We start from the raw sequence: 10645 nt of genomic DNA on the forward strand, positions 1-10645 counted from the left end.
CTGACGTCCAGATCGATGATTGGAGAGACAAGCATGTCCAAAGTGGTACGTTTTCATCAGACCGGTGGCCCCGAGGTTTTGCGCTACGAGGACGCCGAGGTTGGCGAGCCCGGCCCTGGGCAGGTACGTTTGCGCCAGGTGGCGGTGGGCCTGAACTATGCCGACACCTACTTTCGTAACGGCACTTACCCGATCACGCTGCCCAATGGCATCGGCGTGGAAGCTGCCGGGGTGGTGGAGGCGGTGGGCGAAGGCGTGACGCAGGTGGTGGTCGGTGACCGGGTCACCTATACCGGTTTCCTCAATACCCTGGGTGCCTATTGCACCGAGCGCCTGATCCCCGCAGCGGCGCTGATCAAGCTGCCGGAAACCATTGCCTTCGAGACTGCTGCCGCCATGACCATGCGTGGCCTGACCTCGGCCTACCTGTTACGCCGGCTGTATGACTTCAAACCCGGCGACAGTGTGCTTCTGCATGCGGCTGCTGGCGGGGTGGGCCTGATTGTCGCGCAGTGGGCGCGGCTGCTTGGGCTGAACGTGATCGGCACGGTATCCACCGAGGCCAAGGCCGAGGTGGCCCGCGCCCATGGCTGCAACCCCATCATCAACTACAGCGTCGAAGACGTCGCCAGCCGCGTACGCGAACTGACCGACGGGGTAGGGGTGAACGTCGTGTTCGACAGTGTCGGCAAGACCACCTTCACCGGCTCGCTTGATTCGCTCAAGCGTCGCGGGCTGATGGTTTGCGTCGGCACGGCGTCGGGCAGCATCCCGCCGTTCGACCCGCAGTTGTTGGCCATCAAGGGCTCGTTGCAGCTTACCCGCCCGGCACTGGCCGACTTCATCGCCGATCCGGCAGAAAAGGCTGACCTGGCCGGCGAATTGTTCGACCACGTCAGCAGCGGGCGCATTCGTATCGAAATCAATCAGCACTACGCCCTGCAGGACGCGGTACAGGCCCACCGTGACCTGGAAACCCGCAAAACCACGGGCTCGTCGATCTTCGTCATCTGAAGAGGGCAACAGCATGCACATTGAACAACTGACCTGCGCGATCGGTGCCGAGGTGAGTGGCGTCAACCTGGCCGATGCGATTCACGATGACGAACTGTTCGCCCAGTTGCGCCAGCAGTTGCTCCAGCACCGTGTGCTGTTCCTGCGCGACCAGCATTTCAGCCGTGCCGAGCACGTGGCCTTCGCCCGCCGCTTCGGCGAGCTGGAGGACCACCCGGTGGCCGGTAGCGACCCGGAGCACCCGGGGCTGGTGCAGATCTACAAGCGCCCGGACCAGCCCAACGACCGCTATGAAAATGCCTGGCACACCGATGCCACCTGGCGTGAGGCACCGCCCATGGGGTGTGTGCTGCGCTGTGTGGAATGCCCTCCGGTAGGCGGCGATACCCTGTGGGCGAACATGGTGCTGGCCTATGAAAACCTGCCAAACGATGTAAAGGCCAGAATCGAAGACCTGCGCGCCCGCCACAGCATCGAGGCCAGCTTTGGCGCTGCAATGCCGCTGGACAAACGGCTGGCACTCAAGGCGCAGTTCCCCGACGCCGAGCACCCGGTCGTACGCACCCACCCGGAAACGGGCGAGCAGGTGCTGTTCGTCAACGCCTTCACCACCCACTTCAGCAACTACCACACCCCGCAGCGGGTGCGTTTCGGCCAGGATGCGAACCCCGGTGCCGGCGACCTGCTGCGTTACCTGATCAGCCAGGCCTACCTGCCCGAATACCAGGTGCGCTGGCGCTGGAAGCCCAACAGCGTGGCGATCTGGGACAACCGCAGCACCCAGCATTACGCGGTCATGGACTACCCGCCATGCCATCGCAAGATGGAGCGTGCCGGGATCAAGGGCAGCCGCACGTTCTAAGCCTGCCGCCGTCACTGGCGGTAACCGCACAATAACAATAGCGAGGACTACAGCATGCAATTCTTCGACGATTCGTTGCACCCGGAAAACATGGAAAAGGTGGTCATCACCGTCGCCCCTTATGGCCCGGAGTGGATGCCCGAAGACTTCCCTGAAGACATTCCGCTGACCATGGACGAGCAGGTGCAGAAGGCCGTCGACTGCTACGAGGCAGGCGCCACCGTGCTGCACTTGCATGTGCGTGAGCTGGACGGCAAAGGCTCCAAGCGCCTGTCCAAGTTCAATGAGCTGATCGCCGGGGTACGTGAAGCTGTGCCGGACATGATCATTCAAGTTGGCGGTTCGATTTCCTTCGCCCCGGAAGGCGAAGGCGAGGCGGCCAAATGGCTGTCGGATGACACCCGGCACATGCTTGCCGAGCTGACGCCGCGCCCCGACCAGGTGACCGTGGCCATCAACACCACGCAGATGAATATCATGGAGTTGCTGTACCCCGAGTACCTTGAAGGCACCTCGCTGGCCAGCCCCGCAATCCATGCCGCCTACAGCGAAATGACCGTGCCGGCCGGCCCGGCCTGGGTCCGCGAGCACTTGCGCCGCCTGCAGGCCAGCCATATCCAGCCGCATTTCCAGCTGACCGGCATGCATGCCCTGGAAACCCTCGAACGCCTCGTGCGCCGGGGTGACTACATGGGGCCGCTGAACCTGACCTGGATCGGTATTGGTGGCGGTTTCGACGGCCCCAACCCGTTCAACTTCTTCAACTTCATCCACCGCGCGCCGGACGGCTGCACCCTGACTGCCGAATCGTTGCTCAAGAACGTGCTGCCGTTCAACACCATGGCGCTGGCCATGGGCCTGCACCCGCGCTGCGGCAACGAAGACACCATCATCGACCAGCACGGCAAACGCTTCACCTCGGTGCAGCAGGTCCAGCAGACCGTGCGCGTGGCCCATGAGTTGGGGCGCGAGATTGCCAGCGGCAAGGAGGCCCGCGTCATTTACCGCATCGGGCAGCAGTACGACAGTATCGAGCAGACGCTGAAAGCCAATGGCATGGCGCCGAACCGCCAGGCGGGTGAGAAAGGCGTGCCGCAGCGCACTTGATGCGGCCATGGCAGGCCCGGTCTCTTCGCGGGCGTACCTGCGAAGAGGCCACAAAACGCAACGTGAGTTCTGGCTGTTACCCATAACAACAAAAACAACACCCACGCTTCACACCCAAGGAGGCAACATGGCCACCTATCTCGTCAGCGCCGAAGACTCCGGCACCGACACTGCCAACAGCATCCCCCGGCGCTATGCCTGGGTCGTCTTCGCCTTGACCTTCGGCCTGTTGATCTCCGACTACATGTCGCGCCAGGTGCTCAATGCAGTGTTTCCGCTGCTCAAAAGCGAATGGGCATTGAGCGACAGCCAGTTGGGCTTGCTCAGCGGCATCGTCGCGCTGATGGTCGGCCTGCTGACCTTCCCGTTGTCGCTGCTGGCCGACCGTTTCGGCAGGGTACGCAGCCTGGTGCTGATGGCCGTGCTCTGGAGCCTTGCCACGCTTGGCTGTGCCCTGGCGGAAAACTACTCGCAAATGTTCATTGCACGCTTCCTGGTCGGGGTCGGCGAGGCCGCCTATGGCAGTGTCGGCATTGCCGTGGTGGTCGCGGTATTCCCCCGCGACATGCGCTCGACGCTGGCCGGGGCGTTCATGGCGGGCGGCATGTTCGGCTCGGTGCTTGGCATGGCCTTGGGCGGGGTGTTGGCCCAGCACCTGGGCTGGCGCTGGGCGTTCGCCGGCATGGCATTGTTCGGCCTGGTGCTGGCGATGCTCTACCCCGTCATCGTCAAAGAGGGGCGCATTGCGCCCAAGTGCGCGCAGCAGGCGCTGGACAAGGCCAGCCACCCGCTGCGCACCCTGTACAGCAGCCGTTCGGTCATCGCCGCCTATGTCGGCAGTGGCCTGCAGTTGTTTGTCGGCGGCACCCTGATCGTGTGGATGCCCAGCTACCTGAACCGCTATTACGCCATGGGCACCGACCGCGCCGGGGCGATCGCCGCCGTCATCGTGCTGTGCAGTGGTATCGGCATGATTCTCTGCGCCATGCTCTGCGATCGCCTTGGGCGGCAGCGCCCGGACCGCAAGATCAGCCTGGCCATCGGCTATTGCCTGGGCAGTTGCGCGCTCCTGAGCATAGCCTTTGCGTTGCCTGCCGGTACCGCGCAACTGGTGCTGATCTGCCTGGGCATGATGATAGCCGCCGGCACCAATGGCCCGTCCAGTGCCATGGTCGCCAACCTTACCCACGCTGCTGTGCATGGCACGGCATTCGCCACCCTGACCTTGGCCAACAACCTGCTGGGCCTGGCCACCGGTCCGCTGATCACCGGTCGGGTGTCTGACCTGATCGGGCTTCAGGCGGCGCTGCAGTGGGTGCCACTGACAAGCATTGCAGCGGCGGCTGTGTTCTGGGTTGCCAAACGTCACTACCACCGCGACATGGATCGTCTGCGCGCCAGGAGTTGAAACTGTGAAACAGCAATTGTCCGTCGAGGTGTTCTTCGATTTCGTCTGCCCCTGGTGCCTGATTGGCCAGCGGCACTTGCAGGCTGCGTTGTTGCTGTTGCAGCGTGAGCAGCCACACGTGCAAGTGCAGGTTCACAGGCAGGGCGTGCAGTTGCTGCCGGGGCTGCCAGCCAATGGAGTACCCTTCAAACAGTTCTACCTTCAACGCCTGGGCAGCGAGCAGGCAGTGCGCGAGCGCCAGGCTCAGGTGCGCGCCGCTGCCCGCGTGGTGGGGGAGGATATCGACTTCTCGCGCATCTGCCGCATGCCAAACACCGGCAACGCCCACCGGTTGATGCAGCGGGCCGGCAGTCTGCTTGGCGCGTCGCAACAGCAAGCGTTGCTGGAGCGGCTGTTCATTGCCTATTTCCACCAAGGCCGCGACCTCGGTGATAGCCGCACGTTGCTCGGCATCGCCGAGAGTTGCGGGCTAAAGGCCGCGCAGGTAATCGATTGTCTGCGTGATGATGGCAGCCCGTTCCTCGAAGGTGCAGGGCGTGCAGGCAGTGCCGTGCCACGTTATCGCTTCAACCTGGGCCCTCTGATTGCCGGGGTGCGGCCAGCCGAGGCGCTGTTTGCCGCGATGACCGACGCCTTGTCAGAGAGGGTGCAGGCATGAGCCTGCGTATCGCCCTGAACCCCAGCCAGCTGCCGGAGCGCAATGGCCGGGTGCTGCTGGCCTGCGAGGGCCGCAGCGTAGCGTTGTTCAATGTCGCCGGTGCGCTCTATGCCATCGACGATAGCTGCCCGCACCAAGGGGCGTCGCTGTGTGGCGGGCGCCTGGAAGGGCGGGTGATCCAGTGCTGTGCCCACGGCCTGCGCTTCGACCTGGCCAGCGGCTACCTGGTCAATTCCAAGGCGTTGAAAGTGGCCAGCTACCCGGTGCAGCAGGAGGGTGATGCGGTGTTCATCACCCTCGATGGTGACGGGCCTGGGGAGCAGGGCTGACACTGCGTGCCCGCCAGCTGGCCGGCGGCATGCCGTACTGGGCGATGAACCAGCGGGTGAACGAACTGGGCATCGAGTAGCCGAGCATATCGGCTATGCGACCCAGCGAATAGCTGGGGTTCTCCAGGTAGCGCATCACCAGGTCACGTCGAACGCTGTTGATCAGGTCCTTGAAGGTCAAGCCGCTGTCTTCCAGCCGCCGCTGTAGGGTGCGTACGTTCATGCCCTGGGTTTGCGCCACTTGCTCGAGGGTGGCCCGCCCCATGGGTAGCAGCAGGTAGATGGTCTTGCGCAGCTCCAGCTCCAGCGATGGCTCGCTGCCTGCCGGCAGCGTGTCCAGGTAGCGCCGGGCCAGGCGGGCCATGGCTTCGTTGGCCAGCGGGCTGGCACTGTCGAGGTCGGCGGCAGGGCAGACGATGCCGTTGAACTCGCTGCCAAACACCAGCGTGCAGCCGAAAATGCGCCGGTGAATGGCGGGGTCGGCGGGGGCCGCATGGGTGAAATTGGCGCTGATCGGGTGCCAGTGCGTGCCTAGCAGCGCCGCGCACAAGCGCATCATCACGCCGATAGCCAGCTCGGTGGCCTGGCGGCTACAGGGCGCGCGCTCGCTGATCACCTCTTCGCGAATGACCACGGTCTTGCCAGCTTCTTCGATATGAATGGCCAGCGCGTCATTGAGCAGGTGGCGGTACTGCACGATCACCTGTAGCGCGTCGCGCAGGTTGCGTTGGTGGCTGAGCAGCAGGCTGATTTCGCCGAAGTCCGACAACTGGCGCAGTTCGGCCATGCGCAAGCCGAAGCTCTCGCAGTGGCTGGCGCTGGCGGAAGCTTCCAGCAGGTTGATCACGCTGGCCACCGGGATACGCCGGTTGGGATCGTCGAGCAACGCCGCGCTGAGGCCCACTTGTGCCAGCAGTGTGTGGGGGTTGAGGCCCAGGTGGCGGGACACTTCCAGGTAGTTGGTCAAGCTGGCGGCGCGGACGAGGGCAGGCATTTTTATTGTTATCCCTATTGTTCAGGCAACCTGGCGCTTTCAGGCAGCAGCACAAGGCTGTTGCGACAAAAAGCACTTGGCTTGCAGGTGCACGGGTTTTATAGCCTGCGTGTCATCAATTGAAAAGCAAAGCCCTGTTCGGGCCATTGTCATCAAATGAAAAGTACCTGACGCCCAATGTGAAGCACCCGGGGGGAGGGCTGTTTACTGTGAACCTCAACAGCTACACCGCACACGAGGTTCACCGTGGAAAAACTGCAAACCACTGCCACCGTGTTGATCGTCCCTGGCCTGCGCGACCACGTCGCCGATCATTGGCAGACGCTGCTTGCCAGCCGCCTGGCGAAGGTGCGCAGCGTACCGCCGCTGAAGGTTGACGGCCTTTGCTGCAACGCCCGGGTCGAGGCGATCCAGCGCGAACTGGAGCAGATCGACGGCCAGGTGCTGCTGGTGGCGCACAGTGCCGGCGTACTGATGGTCGCCCACTGGGCCGCGCGCTACCGGTGGCCGATCAAGGGGGCTTTGCTGGCTGCCCCGCCAGACCTCGACGCCCAGTGGCCGGCGCACTACCCAAGCCCGGCCAGCCTGGCCGCCCAGGGCTGGTCGCCGTTGCCAACCACGGCGCTGCCGTTCCCGAGCATTGTCGCGGCCAGTAGCAATGACCACCTGGCCAGCTACGCCGCCGTTAGCGAACTTGCCCGCCATTGGGGCAGTGAGCTGGTCAACCTGGGCGCCGTCGGCCATCTCAACCCGGCTTCCGGTTTTGGCCCCTGGCCGTTGGCCGAGGCCCTGATCCGCCGTCTGGACGCCGAAACCCTGTAGTAACGCATGGACGCCCCAGCCACGCCCGCAACAGACGGGCGGCGTAAAAAACAATAACAATACGTGGAGCCATCGTAATGCCAGAACACCGCATTCACCATGCCGTGAAGCCACAGCGCTGCCTGCTCGCCTGCGCCGTCGCCCTGCTCACGCTGCCCGCCGCCCAGGCCGTTGAAGTCCAGACCGGCAATGAAGACTGGGCCGTGCGCTTGGACAATACCGTCAAATACAATTATGGCGTGCGCACGGAAAGCGCCGACAAGCGCATGCTGGGCACGCCCAACAGCAACGACGGTGACTACAACTTCCGCAAGGCCGGCACCAACATCACAAACCGGGTCGACCTGCTGACCGAGCTGGATGTGGTGTATCAGGGCAACACCGGTTTTCGCGTCAGCACTGCCAGCTGGTACGACAAGGCCTACGACAACACCGGCTCCAACAGCAACCCGTTCGTCAATGGCAACGGTGATCAGTCGGGCATCAGCCCCAGCCTCAATGGCCTGCCGGGTACTGGCATACCCCTGGGCAGCCCGCACCTGAGCAACTACGCCCAGCGATACTACAACGGCCCATCGGGCGAAGTGCTGGATGCGTTCGTATTCATGAGCCGTGACGTGGGCGAAGCGTCGCAGGTCAGTGCCAAGCTGGGCCAGCACAACCTGTTCTGGGGGGAAACCTTGCTCAACCCCGTGCATTCGCTGAGCTATGGCCAGTCCGGCCTGGACCTGGCCAAGCTGGCGGCTTCGCCAGGCACCGAGGCCAAGGAGCTGTTCGTCCCCCGCAACCAGCTGTCGACCTCGTTCCTGGTCAACTCCGAACTCACCCTGGGGGCGCAGTACTTCTTCGACTGGGATGCTGCCCGCTTGCCCGAAGCGGGCACCTACTATGGCGGCGCGGATGTGGTAGGCGAGGGCGCGCAGAGCTTCCTGCTCGGCCACACCGGCACCCCGGGCTTGATCCCGGTGCGCGGAGCGCTGACCACCATCCGCCGCGGTCATGACCTGACGCCCGGCAAGAGCGGCGACTGGGGCATCATGGCCAGGTGGTCGCCGCAATGGCTGGGCGGCACCCTCGGTTTCTACTACCGCAAGACGTCCGAGATTCTGCCCCAGGCCTGGCTTGATGCGCGCGGCATGACCGTGGCCAGTGGCCCTTTCGGCAACCCGCCGGGCAGCCGCCAGGGGGCGGTCGGTAACCTGTACAACTCGCTGCAAAGCACCACTTACCAGTTCGCCTACGCCGACAACATCGACATCTATGGCCTGAGCCTGTCCAAGGATGTGGGTGGCATCAGCGTCGGCAGCGACCTCAACATCCGCCACAACATGCCGTTGGCGAGTATCCCGGCAATCGTCAGTGCCCCCGGCCAAGGTGGCCTGGGTGGTGGCTTCGGTTTACTGCCGTCGCGCCTGCCCGGCAGCGGGGTGGTCTACGACGTACCCAAGGATGGTGACAGCCTGAGCGCCACTGGCGACACCCTGCATTTCACGGTCAACGGCCTGATGACGATGGGTGACACGCCACTGTTCGACTCGGCAACCCTGCTGGGTGAGCTGTTCTACAGCAACCTGCTCAAGCTCGATAGCCATAACGAGGCTTTGTACAAAGGCAAGGGCAGCTACCGCGGCATCGACAAGGCGACCCGCGACAACTGGGGTATCGCCGTCAACTTCACCCCCACCTGGTACCAGGTGTTGCCGGGCATGGACTTGAGCATGCCGTTGTCGGTCAACGTCGGCCTGGACGGTGTCTCGCCGGTGCAAGGCGGCGGCGCCGAAAACACCGGCAATTACGCGGTGGGCTTCAGCGCTGCGATCTACAACCAGTACTTCGTCGACCTCAAGTACGTCGACAGCTTCGGTGAGACCAAGGCCTGCAAGGACGGCCAGACCGACGGCAGCACCCCCAATGCCCTGGACGGCGAACAGGATTACACCTGCTACGGCGGCGGCTACGCCTCCTTCTCCGGCGGTGGCGCCACCACCGAAGACCGTGGCGCGCTGTACCTGACCGTCAAGACGACCTTCTGAGTCCTGTTTCCTACCGCCTACACAGGAAGACAACCATCATGACCTTCGTACGTACCCTGCTGGCCTCGTGCCTGTCGCTGGCCGCGCTCAACGCCGCCCAGGCTGCCGTTTCCCCTGACCAGGCTGCACACCTGGGCAACAACCTGACCACCCTCGGCGCCGAAAAGGCCGGCAATGCCGACGGCTCTATCCCGGCGTACCAAGGTGGCCTGCTTACCCCGCCGGCCAGCTATCAGAGCGGCGCCAGCATGCGCCCCGACCCGTTTGCCAGCGAGAAACCGTTGCTGGTCATCAATGGCAAGAATGCCGATCAGTACAAGGGGCAACTGACCGCCACTACCCTCGAACTGCTCAAGCGTTACCCCAGCTACCACGTTGACGTGTACCCGACTCACCGCAGCGTCGCGCTGCCGCAGGCGGTGCTGGACAACACTCGCAAGAACGCCACCGGCGCCAGAAGCCAGGAGGGCGGCACCGCAGTGGACAACGTGCTGCCGGGCATTCCGTTCCCCATTCCGCAGAACGGCGCCGAGGCCATGTGGAACTTCCTGCTGCGCTACCAGGGTGTGAGCATGACCGCCAAATACGACTCCTGGAACGTCGATGCTGCCGGCAAACCGACATTGTCGACCACCGGCCAGGCCCACATCAGCTACCCGATCTACGAGGACATGGCCAAGCCGATCGGCGCCAAGGACACCTACTACCAGATGAAACTGGTGTACACCGGGCCCGCACGCCGTGCCGGTGAAGCAATGATGCTGCGCGACGCTGCCAACCCGCTGGTGCAGCCGCGCAGCGCCTGGCAGTACCTGCCGGGCCAGCGCCGGGTCAAGCTGGCGCCTAACCTGGCCTACGACACGCCCAACCCGGGCACCTCCGGCTCTGGCACTTACGATGACGTGTTCGTCTTCAACGGCGCGCTGGACCGTTACGACTGGACCCTGGTCGGCAAGCAGGAAATGTATGTGCCTTACAACACCTACCGGCTGACCTACAACACCGATGTCAAGCAGCTGATTACCCCCAATCACCTGGCGCCGCAGTTTGTACGCTGGGAAAAACACCGCGTGTGGGTGGTGGAAGGCAAGCTCAAGGACGGCGCGCGTCACATCTACCACAAGCGCCGCTTCTACCTCGATGAGGACAGCTGGATCGCGCTGGCCTCGGACCAGTACGACGCCCGTGGCCAGCTGTACCGGGGTTCGTTCGCCTTCCTTACCCAGAGCTATGACAAGCAGACCCCGGACGCCACGCCGTTCATGATCTACGACCTCATCGGCGGCACCTACAACCTCAACGGCGTGGTCGGTGCCTACGGCGGCATCCGTTACATCGACCCGTTGTCGAAAACCCAATGGTCGCCCGATTCGCTGGCCGGCAACGGCATTCGCTGAACGCACGGAGCAGAGGTTCCA

General features: G+C 63.8%; 10 protein-coding genes. 9 read left to right on the forward strand and 1 reads right to left on the reverse strand.

Going from position 1 to position 10645, the window contains the following annotated elements:
* The first annotated feature begins 33 nt into the window (after positions 1–33).
* The 6 genes from ACF8FG_RS23180 to ACF8FG_RS23205 all read left to right on the forward strand — a co-directional run bounded on the left by ACF8FG_RS23180 (position 34) and on the right by ACF8FG_RS23205 (position 5378).
* Entirely contained in the window at positions 34–1014 is a 981-nt protein-coding gene (locus ACF8FG_RS23180) for a quinone oxidoreductase family protein (protein ID WP_392519246.1), read from the forward strand.
* 13 nt (positions 1015–1027) lie between these two features.
* On the forward strand, positions 1028–1876 hold the full coding sequence (locus ACF8FG_RS23185; RefSeq protein WP_012052451.1) for a TauD/TfdA family dioxygenase: 849 nt from the start codon (positions 1028–1030) through the stop codon (positions 1874–1876).
* A gap of 54 nt (positions 1877–1930) precedes the next feature.
* Positions 1931–2983 (forward strand): 3-keto-5-aminohexanoate cleavage protein, encoded by a 1053-nt coding sequence (locus ACF8FG_RS23190; protein WP_135198982.1) that lies wholly within the window; start codon positions 1931–1933, stop codon positions 2981–2983.
* Positions 2984–3110: 127 nt separating this feature from the next.
* Complete coding sequence (locus ACF8FG_RS23195) at positions 3111–4391, forward strand: MFS transporter (RefSeq protein ID WP_119713811.1); 1281 nt, start codon at positions 3111–3113, stop codon at positions 4389–4391.
* A 4-nt stretch (positions 4392–4395) separates the two neighbouring features.
* Entirely contained in the window at positions 4396–5049 is a 654-nt protein-coding gene (locus ACF8FG_RS23200) for a DsbA family protein (RefSeq protein WP_014591092.1), read from the forward strand.
* On the forward strand, positions 5046–5378 hold the full coding sequence (locus ACF8FG_RS23205; protein ID WP_020191133.1) for a Rieske 2Fe-2S domain-containing protein: 333 nt from the start codon (positions 5046–5048) through the stop codon (positions 5376–5378). Before ACF8FG_RS23200 ends, ACF8FG_RS23205 begins: the two co-directional genes overlap by 4 nt.
* Here the strand turns inward: ACF8FG_RS23205 and ACF8FG_RS23210 are convergent.
* A complete protein-coding gene (locus ACF8FG_RS23210) occupies positions 5341–6372 on the reverse strand; it encodes an AraC family transcriptional regulator (RefSeq protein ID WP_064490590.1) in 1032 nt (343 codons plus the stop codon). The two genes, ACF8FG_RS23205 and ACF8FG_RS23210, sit on opposite strands and share 38 nt — an antisense overlap.
* A 246-nt stretch (positions 6373–6618) precedes the next feature.
* Here ACF8FG_RS23210 and ACF8FG_RS23215 point away from each other — a divergent pair, with 246 nt between their 5' ends.
* The 3 genes from ACF8FG_RS23215 (at position 6619) to ACF8FG_RS23225 (ending at position 10624) form a co-directional block, all read left to right on the forward strand.
* Positions 6619–7194: an alpha/beta hydrolase gene (locus ACF8FG_RS23215; protein WP_318081974.1), complete on the forward strand. Its 576-nt coding sequence runs from the start codon at positions 6619–6621 to the stop codon at positions 7192–7194.
* A 77-nt stretch (positions 7195–7271) separates the two neighbouring features.
* On the forward strand, positions 7272–9227 hold the full coding sequence (locus ACF8FG_RS23220; protein WP_134698465.1) for a DUF1302 domain-containing protein: 1956 nt from the start codon (positions 7272–7274) through the stop codon (positions 9225–9227).
* A gap of 38 nt (positions 9228–9265) precedes the next feature.
* On the forward strand, positions 9266–10624 hold the full coding sequence (locus ACF8FG_RS23225; RefSeq protein WP_019438480.1) for a DUF1329 domain-containing protein: 1359 nt from the start codon (positions 9266–9268) through the stop codon (positions 10622–10624).
* The last annotated feature ends 21 nt before the right edge of the window (positions 10625–10645 follow it).

The organism is Pseudomonas sp. YQ_6, assembly GCF_043103245.1.
Lineage (GTDB): Bacteria > Pseudomonadota > Gammaproteobacteria > Pseudomonadales > Pseudomonadaceae > Aquipseudomonas > Aquipseudomonas alloputida.